Here is a 19,520-nt window from a genome sequence, read left to right as displayed (position 1 = left end):
CGATGTCATAGCCGCTCACGCCTCCCGCGCATAGCTGCGCAGGCGGGCTTCCAGAACCGCCAGCATGGCATCGCGGGCCGGATCGCGCGAGCCGCGCAGCCAGGCGGCGGCAAGCGGCAACCGGCCCACCGGCCCGCTCTGCCTCAGTCGAAGCGGCACGAAGCGCACACCGGTCACCGCCATCCGTGCGGTCCAGCGCGGCACGATCGCGACCCCGAGCTTCGTTGCCACGAGGTTGATGATGGTCTGCTTCTCGTCGGCGACCTGAACGATGCGCGGCGTCAGGCCGGCCTGTTCGAACAGCTTTATGGTGAGGTCGTGGCTGTGCGGCCGCGAGCGCCGGTCCGGCACCAGCATCGCCTCGTCGGCGATATCCGCCAGCGTGATCGCTTTGCGCCCGGCCAGCGCGTGCCGCCGCGGGAACGCAACGATCGCGCTCTCCTGGAGCAGGCCGCGGAATTCGAGCCGCTTGTCCGGCCGGTCAGGCGGACGGACGAAGGCGAGATCGAGCGCGCCGGTCAAAATCTTCGGCAGCAGCCTGACAGTCTTGTCTTCGAGGAGCTGCACCGCGATGTCAGGATGCCTGACGCGGAAATCGCGCAGGAGCGGCGGCAACAGTCCGGCCGCCGCGCTGTCGATAGCACCGACCCGCAGCCGCCGCGCGGTCCCCGCGCGCGAGCGATTGCGCAGGTTGCTCTCGACCGCCTCGACCTTGGCGAGGATGGTGCGGGCATCGCGCAGCAGCGTCGTGCCGTCCTCGGTGAGCGACACCGCGCGCGTGGTCCGCGCGAACAGCCGAGTGCCCAGGTCTTCCTCCAGCAGCCGGATCTGCCGGCCGAGCGCGGAGGGCAGCATCTGAAGCTGCTGCGCCGCGCGGCCGAAATGCAGCTGCTCGGCCGTCGCCACGAAGCATCGGAGCTGGTGCAATTCCATTCGCCGTCCTCTCGCCTCGCCCGACCGCGCTTGAGACTTGCGCGAGGTCGTCATGCCCGGGCTTGTCCTAGGCATCCACGTTCTTGGGCCGCGGGGAAAGGCGTGGATGGCCGGGTCAAGCCCGGCCATGACGCCGTGGCGACCTCCCGATGATTATATCATTTTTTTGTATAAACCAGCGCCGATTGAGTTTGCCCGGCACTCTCGTCTAGATTCGCCAGCGACGCCGACGGCCGGATATGCCGGCGCGGTCTCTCAAACGGAGCCTTCCCATGCGCACCCATTCGATCGCAGCCATCCCCGCCGACGGCATCGGCCCCGAGGTGATCTCGGCCGGCGTCCGCGTGCTGGAGGCTCTCGCAAAACGCAGTGGCGATCTCGCCTTCAACGTCAAGACGTTCGACTGGGGCTCGGATTATTACAAGAAGCACGGCGTGATGATGCCGGCGGACGGCCTCAGCGAGCTGAAGAAGTTCGACGCGATCTATTTCGGCGCGGTCGGCGCCCCCGACGTGCCCGACCACATCACGCTGTGGGGCCTGCGCCTGCCGATCTGCCAGGGTTTTGACCAATACGCCAATGTGCGGCCGACCAAGATCCTGCCGGGCGTCGCCTCGCCGCTGCGCAATGTCGGCGTCGGCGATCTCGACTGGGTGATCGTGCGCGAGAACTCGGAAGGCGAATATGCCGGCATGGGCGGCCGCGCCCACAAGGGCCTGCCGGAAGAGGTCGGCACCGAAGTCGCCGTCTTCACCCGCGTCGGCGTCACGCGGATCATGCGCTATGCGTTCCAGCTCGCGCGGTCGCGCCCGCGCAAGCTGCTGACCGTCGTGACCAAGTCGAACGCGCAGCGCCACGGCATGGTGATGTGGGACGAGATCGCGGCCGAGGTCGCCGGCGAATTCCCTGACGTGACCTGGGACAAGATGCTGGTCGACGCCATGACGGTGCGCATGACGCTGCATCCGAAGAGCCTCGACACCATCGTCGCAACCAATCTCCACGCCGACATCCTCTCCGATCTCGCCGGCGCGCTGGCTGGAAGCCTCGGCGTCGCCCCGACCGGAAACATCGATCCGCAGCGCCGCTTCCCCTCGATGTTCGAGCCGATCCACGGCTCGGCGTTCGACATCACCGGCAAGGGCATCGCCAACCCTGTCGCGACGTTCTGGACCGGCGCGCAGATGCTCGAGCATCTCGGCGAGAAGGATGCCGCCTTACGGCTGATGGCCGCCGTCGAGCGTGTCTGCGCCGCGGGCGTGCTGACGCCGGATGTCGGAGGCAAGGCGACCACGAAGGAGGTCACGGACGCCGTGATCGATGCGATCCACGGATCGAATGTTTAGTCTTATCGGATCGAGTGTCGCCAAGGACTCGCTGCACCTCTCCTGCTTGCGGGCAGGGCGACGCGCTCGGCAGCGCAATTGCGCGCCAGAGCGCGGCGGGTGGGGGCTCTCTTCTCTGGGGTCCTCGATCGAGGAGAGACCCCCCTCCCCAACCCTCCCCCGCAAGCGGGAGAGGGAGCGCACCGCCTTCTGCGGCAAGATAACGGCCCCTACCTCCGCGCCGCCGGTGACGCCGGCGGCGTGGCCATCGCGGCGGCCGGCTCGGGCGGTGTCAGATGGCGGGGGACGATGATGGTCTGGCCCGGCGTCAGCTGCGCGTTCTCGGGCAGCGAGTTGCTCTGCGCGAGCGTCCACAGCGGCACGCGGTTTGCTGCTGCGATGCTCTCCATGGTGTCGCCGCGGCGCACCGGCACCCGCACGCCGCTGTCCCACAATTCGACCAGCGTGTCCGCCGGCACGAGATAGCGCAGCGGCACGGCATCGGCCTGCGTTTGCGGCGGAATGCGCGGCAGCTGCGTCACCATCTCGACGATCTGACGATGGATATCGTCGGACTTCTCGATGTTGATGTGGGTGACGCGCGCGTTCCGCTTGAGGTCATAGCTGGCGTAATGGCCGCGAAAGCCGGGAACAGCCACGACGTCGCCGCCGCCGAGCACGCTGTCGGACAGGAAGATGTTGATGAAGCGCTCGACGTTGAGGGGGACATCGCCGGTCGCTTGCGCGGGATCGATGGCGATGACGAGGCTGATCGGGATGTTCTCCTTGGCCGCCATCTCGGAGATGACGATCGAGCACAGCCCGCCCATGGAATGGCCCATCAGCACGATCGGCGCCGGCGATTCCTTATAGCTGGAGATGGCGCGATCGCCGATCCACCGGCAGATGGTGAATTCGTAGACGTTGGCCGAGAAGCCGGCCTTCGTTAGCTTCTCTTCGAGCCGATCCATGCCGGTCGAGAAGATCGGGCCCATAGCGCCGCGGAACAGGTAGATTTTTGGCGGCGGCAACGGCTCGAACGGCGGAGGCGGCGGCGGCGCGGCGGGGGCGGGCGCGTTGGTCTTGGACTTGGGGGGAGTAGCAGCGGCCATGCCACTGCTCAAGGCGAGCAGCACCACTGCTGCCAGCGCGAGGAGTCGCCTCGAATGAATCATCAGTCCAGCAGTCCCACCACGGGAGGCAGGGGCCTCCCCTGACCGGCTTAGTGACCATCGATTGGGTGGATTTTGGGGCACGGAACCGACCATCTCTCGTCCGGCGCCCTCTCCGGCTGCCGCGCCGCTGGACGTGGCTGCGACCGTCGGCCTCAGGCGGGCCTCTCCCGGGCTAAAGCGGCAGCAGCCGGTTGAGCAATTCGAGCAGGGTGCGCTGCTCCGCCTCGGTGAGCGGGGCCAGCATCTTCCGGTTATAGAGCCCCGTCAGGCTTGCCCCGTCCTGAATGAGCTTGGCGCCCTTCGGCGTAAGCATCAACTCGACGGCGCGGCGGTCGGATTTCGAGCGGTTACGCTTGATGAAGCCGGACGATTCCAGCTCGTTCAGGATCTTGATCAGGTTCGGCAGGCGCAGGCGGAGCAGGCTGGCAAGGCTGCTGGGGGGAACGCCCGGATTGTCGCGAATGACGACGAAGATCGCGTAGGTCGCCGGCGTCAGGCCCAGTGCGGCGAACTCCTCGTAGAAGCCTTCGAAGAACTTCAGCTGCGCGAGTCGCAGCATGAAGCCGGGCGTGCGCTGCAGCGCGCGCAAGTCCAGTGACGTCTCCGACGGTTGAGGGGGCTTCGCTCCGGGTCTGACTGCTTTCGGGCTCATGATCCTGGATCCGGCGGCCACAAGTCGGCCGAATTGACACTCTCAAAAATAGCTATAAAATATAACTATTATAGAGCGGCACCAAGACCGCCCATGGGAGGGACACAATGAACAGCAAATTCCTGCATAAACTGTGCATGGTGGCCGCGGTGCTGACCGCCGCACCGGCCTTGGCCCAGGACGTCGTGAAGATCGGCATCCTGAACGATCAATCGGGGCCGTTCGCGAGCTATCAGGGCATCGGCTCGGTCGTCGCCGCCAAGATGGCCGTCGAGGACTATGGCGGAAAGGCCGCCGGCAAGCCGGTGGAAGTCGTTGCGGCGGACCATCAGAACAAGACGGACATCGGCATCGGTATCGCCCGGCGCTGGTACGAGAACGAGAGCGTCGATGCGATCTTCGACATTCCGAACTCGTCGATTGCGCTCGCCGTGGCCGGCATGAGCGCCGAGAAGAACAAGGTCTTCGTCGGCTCGGGCGCCGGCACGGTACTGCTGACCGGCGAGAAGTGCACGCCAAACACCGTGCACTGGACCTACGACACCTATTCCTACGGGCGCGGCCTCGGCAAGGCCATCGTGCAGCAGGGCGGCAAGAAATGGTTCTTCATCACCGCGGATTACGCGTTCGGCCATGATCTGGAAAAGCAGGCCGCGGAAGCCGTGAAAGCGTCCGGCGGTGAGGTGCTCGGCAGCGTGCGGCATCCGTTGGGCACGGCTGATTACGCCTCATTCCTGCTCCAGGCCCAGGCGTCGGGTGCGAGCGTCATCGCATTCGCCAATGCAGGGGACGATACCATCACCTCGATGAAGCAGGCCGCCGAGTTCAGGCTGACGAAGGATCACAAGCTGGTCGGATTGATCCTCGGCATGAACGGCCTTCCCGCGCTTGGGCTCAAGTTTGCGCAGGGCGCGCAGATCATGAATCCGTTCTACTGGGATCTGACCGACGGCACGCGTGCTTTCGCGAAGCGCTTCGCCGAACGCATTCCCTCGAAGGCCTATCCGAACGACATGCAGGCCGGCGTCTATGCCTCGGTCATCCACTACCTCAAGGCGGTCGACAAGGCCGGCGGCGCCAAGGACGGCAAGGCCGTGGTCGCGACGATGAAGCAGATGCCGACCGACGATCAGTTGTTCGGCAAGGGCTACATCCGCAAGGACGGCCGCAAGATCCATCCGCTCTACCTGTTGCAGGTCAAGGCTCCCGAGGAATCGAATTCGTCCTGGGATCTGCTGAAGGTCGTTGGCACGATCAAGGGCGAGGACGCGTTCCGGTCCGAGAGTGACGGTCAGTGCCCGCTCGCAAAGCAATAGCGGTTCGGAGCTGACCATGAGCGGCATTGCTTCCAGTCCGGTCGATCCGTTCGCGCCCGGCTTTCTGACGGATCCCTATCCCGCCTATGAGGCGCTGCGCGCAATCGGGCCGGTGTTCGAAGTGGAACGCTACGGCGTGTGGGCCATGGCCCGCAATGCCGAGGTCGAAGCGGCCCTGAAGGACTGGAAAACGTTCATCAGTGGCGAGGGCGTCGGGCTGAACGGGATGAACCCGGCGCTGCCAAAGCCGCTGACGCTGCAGATCGATCCGCCCGACCACGACAAGGGCCGCCGCGTGCTCGGCCGCACGCTGTCTCCGGGCGTCGCAAGGAAGCTGCGCGAGACGTTCCAGCGCGAAGCAGAGAGGAAGGTCTCGGAGCTGATCGACAAAGGCACCTTCGATGCCGTGACCGATCTTGCGGAAGCCTATCCGATGAAGGTGTTTCCGGACGCGATCGGCATCCGCCCCGATGGGCGCGAGAAGCTGCTCGCCTGGAGCACGTTCGTATTCAACAGCTTCGGCCCGGAGAACGAGATCCTCGCGGCGTCGCGGAAGGACGGCCTCGCGGCGCAGAGCTGGATCATGGAATGTTGTGCGCGCGATGCGCTACGGCCCGACAGCCTCGGCATGATGATCTACCAGGCGGCCGATGAGGGCGAGATCACCGAGCACGAGGCGACGCATCTGGTGCGGCCGTTCCTCACGGCAGGAATCGACACCACCGTCAATGGCATCGGCAATACCCTGCTCGCGCTCACCACTCATCCGGACGAATATCGCAAGCTGCACGAGAAACCAGAGCTGGCGCGCAACGCCTTCGAGGAAGGCCTTCGCTACGATTCACCGGTGCAGACGTTTTTTCGCACCACCTCGCGCGATGCCGAGATCGGCGGCGGCGTGATCCCGGCGCACCGCAAGGTGCTGCTGTTCATGGCCTCCGCCAATCGCGATCCCGCGCGCTGGGACAAGCCGGGCCGTTTCGACGTGGAGCGGGTTGCGACCGGCCATGTCGGCTTCGGCGCAGGCATACACGCCTGCGTCGGCCAGATGATCGCGCGTCTGGAGGGCGAATTGATCTTCGGCGAGCTCGCAAGGCGCGTGAAGACGATCGAGCTCGCGGCGGAGCCGAAGCGCAGGCTCAACAATTCCCTGCGCGGGCTGGAGAGCATGCCGGTTCGCGTGACGCCAGCTTAGGCGGCATCACGCGGCAGGATGCGCGACGGCTCAATTCCTCGCCGGATCCGTTGCCGCCGCCGCGCGTGCGGGCCGCGGCGCAGCGGGTTCGGCGACTCGCGCAGCCGGGGCGCGCGAGCGCATGATGGCAGCGTCGATCTCGGCGATGACGCGGCGCTGGATCGCCTCGTTCTTGTCGATCGAGATGTGGCCGACGCCACTGCCGCGGATGTCGACATTGTCGAGCTTGCCGCGGAACCCGGCCGCGGCCCGCACCGGCTCGCCGGGGCCATCGCCGATATAGATGTTGATGTAGCGTTCCGCGCCGGTCGAGAGCTTGGTCTTGAACACGGAGTCGAGGCCGATCGCGAGCTTCACGGGCACGCCGAGCTGGTTGAGCTTGGCGATCATGTCGGGCAGCGCGGTCGCACCCGAGGAATGGCCGACCAGGATGATGGTCTTGAGCCGACCGGCCTTGTAGGCAGCCGCCGCTTCATCGGCGAGCGAGGACCAGGACACGAAATTGGCGACGGTCACCGGAACGCCCTGCGCCTGGAGCCGGGCGCCGATGGTGTCGAGGCCGAGCGAGAAGATGTTGAGCACGCCGCGGAGCAGATAGACATGCGTGGTCGCCGCCGCGGCCTGGCTCGGCGCGGCCTTGGCAGTGGTCGGGCTGATGGCAACAGCTGACAGCAGGAGCAGACCCATCGCCCACGCACGGAGGGCGGACAATTGGCTTGCGCCGGCGGTGTGACGGCCGTTCGGTCTCATCGATCTTTTCCCTGGAGACAATACGCTTCCCGATTGGCCGGAATCGTAGCCACGGCGCGCTCGCAGACGCAACAAAGAGGCGCGTGAGCGCCAATCTTAGCAGCAAGCCGTGTCCATCGCGCAACACTTGCCCGGAACATGCCACTAAAGCGCCTGTTTTGAGACCATTTTTCTCCGGGGAATTGCGGAGGGACAATGGCGTTCCTATTTCAGGGCTCCGCCGACCTGTCCTCCTGGATGGTCCGGCCCCCTCCCCAGCCTTTGCTCCTCAGCCTCGCGGCCATCATGTCTTCCATCATCTCCGTCGCCAATCTGTCGAAGACCTATGGGTCCGGCTTCAAGGCGCTCAAGAACGTCAACCTCGACATCAAGCGCGGCGAGATTTTTGCGCTGCTCGGCCCCAACGGCGCCGGCAAAACCACGCTGATCTCGATCATTTGCGGCATCGCCAATCCGAGCGAGGGCCGCGTCCTGGTCGGCGGCGAGGACATCCAGACCTCCTACCGCAAGGCGCGCTCGCTGATCGGCCTCGTGCCGCAGGAATTGCACACCGACGCGTTCGAAAGCGTGTGGGCGACCGTGAGCTTCTCCCGCGGCCTGTTCGGCAAGCCGAAGAACCCCGATCACATCGAGAAGGTGCTGAAGGCCCTCTCGCTGTGGGACAAGAAGGACAACAAGATCATCACGCTCTCCGGCGGCATGAAGCGCCGCGTGATGATCGCCAAGGCATTGTCGCACGAGCCGCAGATCCTGTTCCTGGACGAGCCGACCGCCGGCGTCGACGTCGAGCTGCGCAAGGGCATGTGGGAGGTGGTGCGCGGGCTTCAGCAGTCCGGCGTCACCATCATCCTCACCACGCATTACATCGAGGAAGCCGAGGAGATGGCCGACCGCATCGGCGTCATCAACAAGGGCGAGATTGTGCTGGTCGAGGACAAGACCACTTTGATGCAGAAGCTCGGCAAGAAGCGGCTGACGCTGCACCTGCAGAACAAGGTGACGGCGTTGCCGGAAAGCCTCAGCCATTACGAGCTCGAGCTCTGCGACGGCGGCGCGACGCTGGTGTACGATTACGACACCCAGGGCGAGCGCACCGGCATCACCAGCCTGCTCGGCGACCTCCGCACCGCCGGCATCCGCTTCAACGACCTCGACACGACGCAATCGTCGCTCGAGGACATTTTCGTCGACCTCGTGAGGACGTCATGAACCACCGCGCCATCCGCGCCATCTACCTGTTCGAAATGGCGCGTACCTGGCGGACCCTGCTGCAAAGCATCGTCTCGCCGGTGGTCTCGACCTCGCTCTATTTCGTGGTGTTCGGCGCTGCGATCGGCTCGCGCATCAGCGAGGTCGAGGGCGTCAGCTACGGCACCTTCATCGTGCCGGGCCTGATCATGCTTTCGGTGCTGACGCAGAGCATCGCCAACGCCTCGTTCGGCATCTACTTCCCGAAATTCACCGGCACGATCTACGAGATCCTGTCGGCGCCGATCTCCTATTTCGAGATCGTGCTCGGCTATGTCGGCGCCGCCGCCACCAAGTCGATCATCCTGGGCCTGATCATCCTGGCGACCGCCGGGCTCTTCGTTCCATTGCATATCCAGCATCCGGTCTGGATGCTGGCCTTCCTGGTGCTGACGGCGGTGACGTTCAGCCTGTTCGGCTTCATCATCGGCATCTGGGCCGACGGATTCGAGAAGCTGCAGATGATTCCGATGCTGGTGGTGACGCCGCTCACCTTCCTCGGCGGCAGCTTCTATTCCATCGACATGCTGCCGCCGACCTGGCGCACGGTCGCGCTGCTCAACCCGGTCGTCTATCTGATCTCCGGCTTCCGCTGGAGCTTTTACGAGATCGCCGACGTCAGCGTGTCCGTCAGCATCGGCATGACGTTGGCCTTCCTGGTGATCTGCCTGGTCGTGATCTGGTGGATTTTCCGAACCGGATACCGGCTCAAGAACTGACCACGCGGCGCTCGCGAAAATGTCAGCGCCGCCGGCCGGCGCGGCACAAAGCGGCCTTGCTTACGCCTGCCATCACGTTAACGATGGACAGGCTGGCCGCTGGAACCAACGCCGGGCTGCAGGCATAATGCACGCCGGGGGACGGAGAGCCGCGGCGCTAAGCATGAACAGGCCGGAGGCCAGAAGTCAGATGCGTTCGTTTTTTATTGCTTTCACGTCCCTGATGCTTATGAGCGCGGGCACCGCGCAGGCCAAGGTCGAGATCACCGTCGACAAGGACAATCAGCAGATGACCGTCGCCGTCGACGGGGTCGCGCGCTACCGCTGGCCGGTGTCGACCGGCCTCCCCTCGCGCGAGACGCCGAACGGCGCCTTCCGGGCCTTCCGCATGGAAGAGGATCACTACTCCAAGGAATTCGACGACGCGCCGATGCCGCACGCGATCTTCTTCACCAAGGTCGGGCACGCCATCCACGGCACGGACTCGGTCGGCCGGCTCGGCTCGCCGGCATCCCATGGCTGCGTGCGCCTGTCGCGCCAGAATGCCTCGACGCTCTATGCGCTGGTGCAGCAGCAGGGCGTGCTCAACACCACGGTGACGCTGACCGGCTCGGCACAGGTGGCGCTGGCGCGCAATCCGCGCGGCCGCAACAACACTGCGGTGGCCCGCGCCCCGCAGCCGGCCGAAGACCAATACGCCACCACCGGCGCCCCCGTGGACCTGACCCCGCCGGCGCAGCCCGCGCGGCGCTACATGCCGCAGGACGACAATTACATCTACCCGGCCGACGGCAGCGACACCGGCGCGCGCTATCCGGCGCCGCGCTCGGCCACCCGCCCGCTCTACGACGCGCAGGTCTATCAGCAGCAGCCGCGGCCCTATTACGACCAGGGCTACGGCCAGCAGGGCTATTACTATCAGCCGCAGCCGCGGCAGGTTTATCAGCCGCGCGGCTACTACTATCAGAACTGACGCGGCGACCATCAACCGCCCTTGACCGTCGAGGCACCATGCCATCACGTGCCACGACAATCCCGGTGCTGCTCTCGCTGCTCACTGCCGGACAAGCCATGGGATCTGATTTGGCCTTCGACCTCGAGGCGCATCGCGGCGGGCGGGCGCTGCTGCCGGAAAACACCCTGCCCGCCTTCGCCCATTCGCTGACGATGGGCGTGGACACGCTGGAGCTCGACGTCGGCGTCACCGCCGACGGCGAAGTGATCGTCGCGCATGAGCGCGGGCTCAATCCCGATCTCGCACGGCGGCCCGATGGCGCCTACATCGCTCCGCCCGGCACGCCGTTCGTGAAATTGCGGCTCGACGAGATCAGGACCTATGACGTCGGCCAGATTCGGCCGGACAGTGCCTATGCGAAACAATTTCCGGGCCAGCGTGCCGTCCCGGGGACTCGCATTCCCACCTTGCGCGAGCTGTTCGCGCTGGTGCGCAAGTCCGGCAACAGGCAAGTGCGCTTCAACATCGAGACCAAGATCGATCCGAACCGTCCCGATGAAACGCTTGATCCGCAAGAATTCGTCGCGAAGCTGCTCGGGGTGATCGAGACCGAGGGAGTCTCCGATCGCGTCATGATCCAGTCGTTCGACTGGCGAACCTTGCGTCGCGTCCAGCAGCAGGCGCCGAACATCCCGACCGCGTACCTGACGATCCAGCGCAGCCTGGCTCCGACGGTAGCGCTCGACAAGGCGACAAACTGGACGGCGGGGTTCAACCCGGCCGATCACGCCGGCTCGCTGCCGCGCACGATCAAGGCTGCGGGCGGCGCGATCTGGTCGCCTTATTTCGGCGACGTGACCGCGCCTCTGGTCTCCGAGGCCCACGCGCTCGGACTGCGCGTCGTGGTGTGGACGGTGAACAAGCGCGAGGACATGACGCGCATGATCGAGCTCGGCGTCGACGGCATCATCTCGGACAGGCCGGATCTATTACGAGAGGTGGCCGGCGCTAAGGGAATTGCGCTGCCGGTGGGGACGCCCGTGGCGCCGTAGTTGCGATGCCTCGTAGCCCGGATGGAGCGCAGCGAAATCCGGGACAGTACCACGCCGGGAGCGCCCCCGGATTGCGCTTCGCTCCATCCGGGCTACGAAGAGAGCCCTACTCGCCGTCCTTCCAACGCCGATACAGCGCGCCCAGGATGTTCGAATAGTCATCGGTCCAGACCCGCACCCTGTCGTCGGCTTCGGTCTGTTCCCATTGCTTGGAGGACGCGAGCCTGCCGATGTCGGCCTCCTCGCGCGCGGAGATGACGACGTCGGTGGAGAAGATGTAGTCACCATCGCGCCCGGAATCCTCGTTGAAGACCCAGCTCTTGAGATCATTGGCGTCCGCGATACCGACGACGACGGTTTCGAGGTCCAGATGCCGGTTGGAGACGTGCATCACCACGGCACCGTGCGGCGCGAGCTTGTCCTTGTAGATCTTCATCGCCTCTTCGGTCGCAAGATGGATCGGGATCGCGTCGGACGAATAGGCGTCGACGATGACGAGATCATAGGCGCCGTCGGGCTCCTTGGCGAAGGTGAGGCGCGCATCCCCGATGACGGGCTTCATGTCGGGCATGCAGCTCGAGATGTAGCGGAAATTCCTGGGATCACGCGCCGCATCGACCATGGACTGGTCGATCTCGAAGAAGGTCCAGTCCTCCCCCTGCTCGGCGGCGCAGGCGAGCGTGCCGGAGCCGACGCCGATCGCGGCGACCTTCAGCGGCGCGCCCTTGCGCTCGCGGATCGCGCTGACGGCCTGACCGATGCCGCCGTCCTTGTGGTAATAGGTGATCGGCTCGGGCCGGCCGGCAACAGGCGTGCCGTCATTGTTGCGGAAACGCTCGGCGCCATGAATGGTGGTGCCGTGCATCAGCACGTGGAAATAACCGCCCGGCGTCACCACGATCTTGTGCACGCCGAAGAAGCTGCGCACGGTCGTGACGCGGCCCTCGTCCGCGGGATAGACGCGGATCAACGCCAGCGCCAGCACGACGGTGGCAAAGATCTTCCAGCGCCCGGCATTGAGGATCAGCGCGAGCAGCGCGGCGAGCACGCCGACGGCGCCGGCGACCCAGACACGATGATCCTCGAACCAGGTCGAGAGGCCACCGGTCGTATATGACGGCGCGATGAGCGCCACCGCGAGCGCGGCGAGCGCCAGCCAGTACCATGTGACGATTGCGGCCAGCCGCTCATTCCCGGACGGACGGCACAGCGCGGCAAGCGCGATCAGGATCGGATATTCGGCGATCCACGAGAAGGTGAAGGGCGCAACCAGCCCCGCGAACAAGCCGCCGACCATGCCACCGAACGACAACGCGACATAGAAGCCGGTGAGATATTTGGCGGCAGGCCGCGTCCGCGCCAGCTCGCCGTGGCAGGCCATGGCGATGACGAAGAAGCAGAGTTGATGTCCGCCGAGGGTCAGCAGCAGGTTCTGCTCGCCGCCGAAAGCCAGCAGGACGACGACGCCCGCAATCGCGACCGGCTGGAGCATCAGCATCCATTTGTGCGGCAGCAGCGGCCGCGACTGGAACACGACGACCCAGGTCAAGAGGTAAAGCGACAGCGGCAGCACCCACAAAAGCGGCGCCGCCGCGACGTCGGTCGAGATGTGCGCGGTGACGGCGATGAGCAGGCCCGATGGCACGGCGGCGAGGAAGATCCAGCGCAGCCGCGTCAAGAGGCCGGGCGCGGGTGCATTCACGTCCTCGGCCCGCGTGTCGGTCAGCGCCAACTTCGGCGAACGCAACAACAGCACGCCGCAGGCGCCGATGAGGAGGATCAGCAGGCCATAGCCACCGGTCCAGAACCGGTTCTGCATCTGCAGCGTGAACATCGGCTCCAGCAGGAACGGATAGGACAACAGCGCGAGGAAGCTGCCGACATTGGAGGAGGCGTAGAGGAAATAGGGATCGTGCCCGGCCGGATGGCCGGTGCGGACGAACCAGGCCTGCAGCAGCGGATTGTTCGCGGCGAGCGCAAAGAACGGCAGCCCGATCGAGACCGCGAACAGGGCGAGCAGCCAGACTGCGTAGCCCGAAGCCGGCGGCTCGCCATAGGCGGAGGCGATGCCGAGCGGCAGCGTGGCGAAGGCGGCGAACAGCAGCACCAGATGTACCGCGACGGGGACGATCCGGTTCCGCGCCTGCATCAGCAGATGCGCATAGGCATAGCCGGCCAGCAGCAGCGACTGGAAGAACACCATGGCCACCGACCACACCGCCGGCGAGCCGCCGAGCCGCGGCAGCACCATCTTGGTGAACAGCGGCTGCACCGAGAACAGCAGCAGCGCGCTGACGAAGATCGCAGCGGTGTAGACCGTCAGCAGCAGCCGGTTGCGCGACGACGACGGCTGCTCCGTGGCGGCGGGTTGCACGATCGAATCCATGAATGCTCCGGCTCAAACCCCGGCGGGCGCCGGATCGCGCGCAATGGAGCACAAGGCGCCTGGACGGGCAATAAAGTGTGGCGTGATGTTGCAGCAAGGAATGCTTGATATAAGAGGGTCGTTCCGGGCGATGCAAAGCATCGAACCCGGAACCTCGAGATTCCGGGTTCTCGCTTCGCGAGCCCCGGAATGACAGTAGACCGGGCCTCGCATTCTTCATGACAGATACCGACGTCATCATCATCGGCGCGGGCCATAACGGCCTCACCTGCGCGACCTATCTGGCTATGGCGGGCCTGCGCGTGCGCGTGGTCGAGCGGCGCAAGGTGGTCGGCGGTGCCGCGGTGACGGAGGAGTTTCACCCCGGCTTTCGCAATTCTGTCGCCGCCTACACCGTGAGCCTGCTCAATCCGCAGGTGATCCGTGACCTCAAGCTTGCCGAGCAGGGCCTGCGCATCGTCGAGCGGCGTGCGCAGAATTTTCTGCCCGCGCCGGACGGCAGCTATCTCCTCACCGGCGAGGGACGAACGAAAGCCTCGGTGGCGCGGCTCAGCGCGCATGATGCGGAAGCGCTCGACGGCTTCGCGCGCGAGCTGGAAGGCATTGCCGACGTGCTCAGGCGGTTCGTGCTCCGCGCGCCGCCGAACCTGCTCGACAGCTTTGGCACCAACGCGGTCCGCGAGGCCGTGAACGCTTTGCAGAGCGCCAACATTCTGCGCGGCCTGACGCTGGAACAAAGCCGCAGCCTGCTCGATCTGTTCACGCGCTCGGCCGGCGAGATGCTGGACGAACGTTTCGAGCACGATCTGGTCAAGGCGCTGTTCGGCTTCGACGCCATCGTCGGCAATTATGCCAGCCCCTACGCCGCCGGCTCGGCCTATGTGATGCTGCATCACGCGTTCGGGGAGGTGAACGGCAAGAAGGGCGTGTGGGGCCACGCCATCGGCGGCATGGGCGCGATCACGCAGGCGATGGCGCGCGCGGCACGCGACCGTGGCGTCGTGATCGACACGGATGCCGGTGTGCGCGAGGTCATCGTCGAGCGCGACCGCGCCGTCGGAATCGTGCTGGAGAACGGCTCTGCGATCCGCGCGAAATATGTCGCGGCCAATGTCAATCCAAAGCTGCTCTACACGCGCCTGATCGCGGCCGATGCTCTGCCTGCGGACTTCCTCGCCCGAATGCGGCATTGGAAGAACGGCTCCGGCACCTTCCGGATGAATGTGGCGCTGGACCGCCTGCCCTCCTTCACGGCGCTCTCAGGCGAGGGCGATCACCTCACCTCCGGCATCATCCTGGCGCCGAGCCTTGGCTATATGGACCGTGCCTGGCTCGACGCGCGCGCGCAGGGCTGGAGCCGCGAGCCCGTGGTGGAGATGCTGATCCCCTCGACGCTCGACGACACGCTGGCCCCGGCCGGCAAGCATGTCGCGAGCCTGTTCTGCCAGCATGTCGCACCAGGGCTTCCCGATGGAAAGTCGTGGGATGACCATCGCCACGAGGTCGCCGATCTCATGATCGCGACGGTGGATAAGTACGCGCCGGGATTTGCGGCAAGCGTGCTCGGCCGTCAGATCCTGTCTCCGCTCGATCTCGAGCGGCAATTCGGGCTGCTTGGCGGCGACATCTTCCACGGCGCGCTGACATTGAACCAGCTGTTCTCGGCGCGGCCGATGCTGGGCCACGCCGATTATCGCGGGCCGCTGAGAGGCCTCTACCATTGCGGATCCGGCGCCCATCCCGGCGGCGGCGTGACCGGCGCGCCCGGCCATAACGCCGCGCAGGCCATCCTGCGGGATCACCGCGCCCTGTTCGGAAGCCGTGGATAGGGCTGTGGATTGGTTGTGGACAGGCTGTCGAAAGGCCTGTGAGCGGCCAGAGGAGGCCTGGGCGATACGGCCAGGAGCGATCCTGGGGAAAGCCGGTGGGAAATCGGCGGGGCGATCAGGGGAAAAGTGGTGGACAAAGTCCGGACAAGCAGGCGGATAAGCTGTGAAGTCGGGCGGCAAAAACGACCTCGCCCGCCAGGGGAGACCCCTAGCGGGCGGTGATCAGAAACAGCCTTTGAAGAAAATAGCCCCCGCTGGAAAATGGCGGCGGAAATTACTTCAAGGAGGTGCTAATCGAAGTGAACTTCTCGTTCATGGTGGTGCCCAGGCCGTTCACCACGGTAATGATCGCCAGGGCGATACCCGCGGCGATCAGGCCGTATTCAATCGCGGTTGCACCGGACTCATCCGACCAGAACTTCTGAATCATGCGCTTCAAGACTCGCCTCCGTTTCAATTCAAAGCTGCGTGGACTTGCTTGTACATCCGAAAATATACGGGCCACACACTGCAGGCGCGTTAATACGGGAACCTCAACTTGTCCGAAAACTGGGCAGCAAAAGTTCCAAAAATTGAACGCGACGGAACCCTGAATGCAGCCTTCCCCGACCTATCGCGCCAGCTTTTCGATTGGCAGCGAAGCCGACGCCAAGCGCGTCGTCGACGTGCTCACCGAGGTCTTTTTCGACGGCGATGCGGCGGTCGCCGCGTTCGAACGGCCTGACGGACGCTGGGACGTCACGTTGCATTTCGCCGCAGCGCCCGATCAGGCATGGCTGCGCGAACTCGTTGCAACTTCAGCAGGAAATGAGATCGCGGCGACGCTCGTCTTCGACACTGTCGAAGCCAAGGACTGGGTCAAAGCCAGCCTTGAAGATCTGGTCCCGGTGCCGGCCGGCCGCTTCGTCGTGCACGGCAGCCACGATCGCGACCGTGTGGCGCCGAACAAGCTTGCCATCGAGATCGAGGCGGCGCTCGCCTTCGGCACCGGTCACCATGGCACGACGCGCGGCTGTTTACTTCTGCTTGACCATGTCCTGAAGAGCTCCCGCCCAAGGAGCCTGCTCGATCTCGGCACCGGCACGGGCGTGCTGGCGATCGCGGCGGCGAAGGCGCTGCATCGCGCGGTGCTCGCTTCCGACATTGATCCGCCATCGGTCCGGGTGGCCGCCGAGAACGCCACGCTGAACGAAGTTGGCAACCATGTGCGGGTGATCCGCGCGACCGGCTTTGCCGCGCCAGATTTTGCGCGTGCAGGCCCGTTCGACCTGGTGCTCGCCAATATCCTTGCCAATCCGTTGCGGCAATTGGCGAGCCCGATGACGCGGCACCTTGCGCCTGGCGCCCCCGTCATCCTCTCCGGCCTCTTGACGCACCAGGCGCCCGCCGTGATCGCCGCCTACCGCGCCCGCGGCCTCGTGCCGGTGAAGCATCTGCGCATCGAGGGGTGGAGCAGTCTGCTGCTGAGGAAGGTGGGATGAACTAACCGCGTCGCGACGGCGGTGCGCTCCCTCGCCGCGCTACTCGGCCGGCTTCTCGTCGCGGCGTGACGCGCGCTTGCCCCGCAAGGCGCGTTTGGCGCGGCGCTCGGCGAAACGGTCGATCATCTGGCTGATGAGGCCGCGCGGCTTCTTCGGTACTGCCGCTATCGGAGCGCGGCGCGCCGGAGGCGAAATCTTCTCAAAGGTGAACGCTGGCATTGTGTGTCCCCTCGCCGTTGAGATGAACCACCCGCTCGAATTTCCCTGTTATCCGGACGAAGCGCAACTGCCGCATCCTTTACTCCACTCAATTCGAATGGAACTATTTCAAGCACAGTCCATGCCAGCCAGATGCGACGCAAATGCGTCTACATTGCGGACTGATCTCCATGATCCTAAAGTGATCCACCATGTTCGAAGCGCACTTCCAGACATTCGAGGAGCCGGAGGCCGGCGTCGCGTTGGCGGCACGACTGGCCGCACTTCGCGAAGAACTTGCCCGTCGCAAGTTGACCGGCTTCGTCGTGCCACGTGCCGATCAGCAGCAGAACGAATATGTGCCGCCATCGGAAGAGCGGCTCGCCTGGCTGACCGGCTTTACCGGCTCGGCGGGACTAGCAGTGGTTCTGCCGCAGGAGGCTGCGCTGTTCGTCGACGGCCGCTACACGCTGCAGGCGGCCAAGCAGGTCGATGCCAAGGCATGGGTAGTGGAATCGCTGATCGACCCGCCGCCGGAGAGCTGGGTGGCGGCGCATCTGAAAGCCGGCGACCGCCTCGGATTTGATCCGTGGCTGCACACTTTTTCGGCAGCCGAGCGATTGTCCGCCGCCTGCACCAAGGCCGGGGCCGAGCTGGTCGCGGTCGACAGCAATCCGATCGACGCGATCTGGCAGGACCGGCCGCAGCCGCCGATCGCCCCCGTCGCGGTGCACAGCCTTCAGCACGCCGGTATCACTGAAGCGGAGAAGCTGACCCAGATCAGGGCCGACATCGCCAAGCTCGGCACCGATGCCTTGGTGCTGTCGGACAGCCACGCGGTGGCCTGGACCTTCAACATCCGCGGCGCCGACGTCGCCCATACGCCGCTGCCACTGTCCTACGCGCTGGTGCCGAAGGACGGCCGTCCCACCATCTTCATCGACCACCGCAAGCTCTCCAACCTCACACGCGACCATCTCGAGCAGTCCGCTGACGTGCGCGAACCGGACGCCATGGCGCCGACGCTGATGGCGCTGGCCAAGAGCGGTGCGGCCATTGCGCTCGACAATGCCACAGCGGCCGACGCACTCAGCCGCCTGATCAGCGGGGCCGGCGGCAAGCCGGTGCGCGGCAGCGATCCGGTTGCACTGCTCAAGGCGGTCAAGAACGCGACCGAGATCAAGGGCACCAAGACGGCTCATTTGCGCGACGCCGTGGCGCTGGCGCGCTTCCTCGCATGGATCGATCGCGAGGCGCCAAGCGGCAAGCTCACCGAGATCGACGCGGTCGAGGCGCTGGAAACCTTCCGCCGCGACACCGGCGCGCTCAGGGACGTCTCGTTCCCGACCATCTCCGGCACCGGCCCGAACGGCGCCATCGTGCATTACCGCGTCACCCGCAAGAGCAACCGGCGGATCGCGCCCGGCGATCTCCTGCTGATCGATTCCGGCGCGCAATATGAAGACGGCACCACCGACGTCACGCGCACCATGGCGGTCGGCGAGCCGACGGATGAGATGCGCGACCGCTTCACCCGCGTGCTGCGCGGCCACATCGCGATCGCGCGCGCCGTCTTTCCGGACGGCACCACGGGCGCGCAACTCGACACGCTGGCGCGGCAATATCTCTGGGCCGTCGGGCTCGATTTCGAGCACGGCACCGGCCACGGCGTCGGCAGCTATCTCTCGGTGCACGAAGGACCGGCACGAATTTCGAAGCTCGGCACCACGCCGTTGAAGCGCGGCATGATCCTGTCGAACGAGCCCGGCTACTACAAGACCGATGGCTTCGGCATCCGCATCGAGAATCTCGAGCTGGTCGTCGCCGCCGACATCAAGGGTGCCGAGAAGCCGATGAACGCGTTCGAGACGCTGACCCTGGCGCCGATCGACCGCCGTCTGATCGATGTCGCGATGCTGAGCCGCGACGAGCTCGATTGGCTGAACGCGTACCATGCGCGCGTCAGGGACGACGTGCGGCCGGCGCTGGACGAGGCGACGAAGATCTGGCTCGATCAGGCCACGGCGGAGCTGAAGCTCTAACTCCGTCATAAGACTGCCTGCGTAGGGTGGGCAAAGCATCCGCTGCCGCTCGAAGAGCGGAGGCGGATGCGTGCCCACCATCCATCTCCGGGTGACGGCAGCAATGGTGGGCACGCCGCGCAAAGAGCGCGTCTTTGCCCACCCTTGTAATAGCGCAATCGGATATTGATTGGGGTGTTCCGAGAGGAATGGCCTGCCGGGGCTGCAACCCCGGCAGGCCGCTGGCGATCGGATCGAGCCCACCCAGAGCAGTTTGTGGCTGCC

At 65.4% G+C, this 19,520-nt stretch carries 17 protein-coding genes; 10 read left to right on the top strand and 7 right to left on the bottom strand.

What is annotated here, in order from left to right; all coding sequences use genetic code 11:
- Positions 1-15: 15 nt before the first annotated feature.
- Positions 16-933 carry a LysR family transcriptional regulator gene (locus I6F36_RS32510; RefSeq protein WP_109144957.1) on the bottom strand — a complete coding sequence of 306 codons (918 nt, stop codon included), beginning with the start codon at positions 931-933 and terminating at the stop codon, positions 16-18.
- Between the two features lie 272 nt (positions 934-1,205).
- Here I6F36_RS32510 and I6F36_RS32505 point away from each other — a divergent pair, with 272 nt between their 5' ends.
- Positions 1,206-2,279, top strand: coding sequence for a tartrate dehydrogenase (locus I6F36_RS32505; RefSeq protein WP_036006429.1), 1,074 nt, complete (start codon positions 1,206-1,208; stop codon positions 2,277-2,279).
- A 209-nt stretch (positions 2,280-2,488) separates the two neighbouring features.
- Here I6F36_RS32505 and I6F36_RS32500 read toward each other — a convergent pair whose 3' ends face one another.
- Together I6F36_RS32500 and I6F36_RS32495 are read right to left on the bottom strand one after the other, a co-directional pair.
- The gene (locus tag I6F36_RS32500) at positions 2,489-3,433 is read right to left on the bottom strand and encodes a LysM peptidoglycan-binding domain-containing protein (RefSeq protein ID WP_225172873.1); all 945 of its coding nucleotides are present in this window, start codon (positions 3,431-3,433) and stop codon (positions 2,489-2,491) included.
- A 172-nt stretch (positions 3,434-3,605) separates the two neighbouring features.
- Complete coding sequence (locus tag I6F36_RS32495; RefSeq protein ID WP_225127783.1) at positions 3,606-4,085, bottom strand: MarR family winged helix-turn-helix transcriptional regulator; 480 nt, start codon at positions 4,083-4,085, stop codon at positions 3,606-3,608.
- Positions 4,086-4,192: 107 nt separating this feature from the next.
- Here I6F36_RS32495 and I6F36_RS32490 point away from each other — a divergent pair, with 107 nt between their 5' ends.
- Positions 4,193-5,401, top strand: a complete 1,209-nt coding sequence (locus I6F36_RS32490; RefSeq protein WP_225172872.1) for an ABC transporter substrate-binding protein — start codon at positions 4,193-4,195, stop codon at positions 5,399-5,401.
- Between the two features lie 16 nt (positions 5,402-5,417).
- Positions 5,418-6,596 (top strand): cytochrome P450, encoded by a 1,179-nt coding sequence (locus tag I6F36_RS32485; RefSeq protein ID WP_225172871.1) that lies wholly within the window; start codon positions 5,418-5,420, stop codon positions 6,594-6,596.
- Between the two features lie 30 nt (positions 6,597-6,626).
- On the opposite strand, the gene I6F36_RS32480 is transcribed toward I6F36_RS32485, so the two are convergent.
- Positions 6,627-7,346: a hypothetical protein gene (locus I6F36_RS32480; protein WP_225172870.1), complete on the bottom strand. Its 720-nt coding sequence runs from the start codon at positions 7,344-7,346 to the stop codon at positions 6,627-6,629.
- 285 nt (positions 7,347-7,631) lie between these two features.
- Between I6F36_RS32480 and I6F36_RS32475 the strand changes: the two genes are divergently transcribed.
- From I6F36_RS32475 to I6F36_RS32460, 4 genes are all read left to right on the top strand, one after another.
- Positions 7,632-8,555, top strand: a complete 924-nt coding sequence (locus tag I6F36_RS32475; protein WP_225114526.1) for an ABC transporter ATP-binding protein — start codon at positions 7,632-7,634, stop codon at positions 8,553-8,555.
- Positions 8,552-9,313 (top strand): ABC transporter permease, encoded by a 762-nt coding sequence (locus I6F36_RS32470; protein WP_036006407.1) that lies wholly within the window; start codon positions 8,552-8,554, stop codon positions 9,311-9,313. The genes I6F36_RS32475 and I6F36_RS32470 overlap by 4 nt, the downstream gene beginning before the upstream one ends.
- Before the next feature lie 163 nt (positions 9,314-9,476).
- Complete coding sequence (locus I6F36_RS32465; protein ID WP_225143104.1) at positions 9,477-10,286, top strand: L,D-transpeptidase; 810 nt, start codon at positions 9,477-9,479, stop codon at positions 10,284-10,286.
- A 38-nt stretch (positions 10,287-10,324) separates the two neighbouring features.
- A complete protein-coding gene (locus tag I6F36_RS32460; RefSeq protein ID WP_225147829.1) occupies positions 10,325-11,320 on the top strand; it encodes a glycerophosphodiester phosphodiesterase in 996 nt (331 codons plus the stop codon).
- Positions 11,321-11,426: 106 nt separating this feature from the next.
- Here I6F36_RS32460 and I6F36_RS32455 read toward each other — a convergent pair whose 3' ends face one another.
- Positions 11,427-13,706, bottom strand: coding sequence for a fused MFS/spermidine synthase (locus tag I6F36_RS32455; RefSeq protein ID WP_225172869.1), 2,280 nt, complete (start codon positions 13,704-13,706; stop codon positions 11,427-11,429).
- A gap of 218 nt (positions 13,707-13,924) precedes the next feature.
- Between I6F36_RS32455 and I6F36_RS32450 the strand changes: the two genes are divergently transcribed.
- On the top strand, positions 13,925-15,535 hold the full coding sequence (locus I6F36_RS32450; RefSeq protein WP_036006399.1) for an NAD(P)/FAD-dependent oxidoreductase: 1,611 nt from the start codon (positions 13,925-13,927) through the stop codon (positions 15,533-15,535).
- 274 nt (positions 15,536-15,809) lie between these two features.
- On the opposite strand, the gene I6F36_RS32445 is transcribed toward I6F36_RS32450, so the two are convergent.
- Complete coding sequence (locus I6F36_RS32445; protein ID WP_036006397.1) at positions 15,810-15,974, bottom strand: Flp family type IVb pilin; 165 nt, start codon at positions 15,972-15,974, stop codon at positions 15,810-15,812.
- 154 nt (positions 15,975-16,128) lie between these two features.
- Here I6F36_RS32445 and I6F36_RS32440 point away from each other — a divergent pair, with 154 nt between their 5' ends.
- The gene (locus I6F36_RS32440) at positions 16,129-17,016 is read left to right on the top strand and encodes a 50S ribosomal protein L11 methyltransferase (protein ID WP_225143111.1); all 888 of its coding nucleotides are present in this window, start codon (positions 16,129-16,131) and stop codon (positions 17,014-17,016) included.
- 39 nt (positions 17,017-17,055) lie between these two features.
- Here I6F36_RS32440 and I6F36_RS32435 read toward each other — a convergent pair whose 3' ends face one another.
- Positions 17,056-17,235 carry a hypothetical protein gene (locus I6F36_RS32435; RefSeq protein ID WP_109144965.1) on the bottom strand — a complete coding sequence of 60 codons (180 nt, stop codon included), beginning with the start codon at positions 17,233-17,235 and terminating at the stop codon, positions 17,056-17,058.
- 191 nt (positions 17,236-17,426) lie between these two features.
- Between I6F36_RS32435 and I6F36_RS32430 the strand changes: the two genes are divergently transcribed.
- On the top strand, positions 17,427-19,256 hold the full coding sequence (locus I6F36_RS32430; protein WP_225172868.1) for an aminopeptidase P family protein: 1,830 nt from the start codon (positions 17,427-17,429) through the stop codon (positions 19,254-19,256).
- Positions 19,257-19,520 lie beyond the last annotated feature (264 nt).

This window comes from Bradyrhizobium sp. BRP19 (genome assembly GCF_020194195.1).
In the GTDB taxonomy this organism is placed as follows: Bacteria; Pseudomonadota; Alphaproteobacteria; order Rhizobiales; family Xanthobacteraceae; genus Bradyrhizobium; species Bradyrhizobium yuanmingense.
This window is presented reverse-complemented; position numbering and strand designations above follow the sequence as displayed.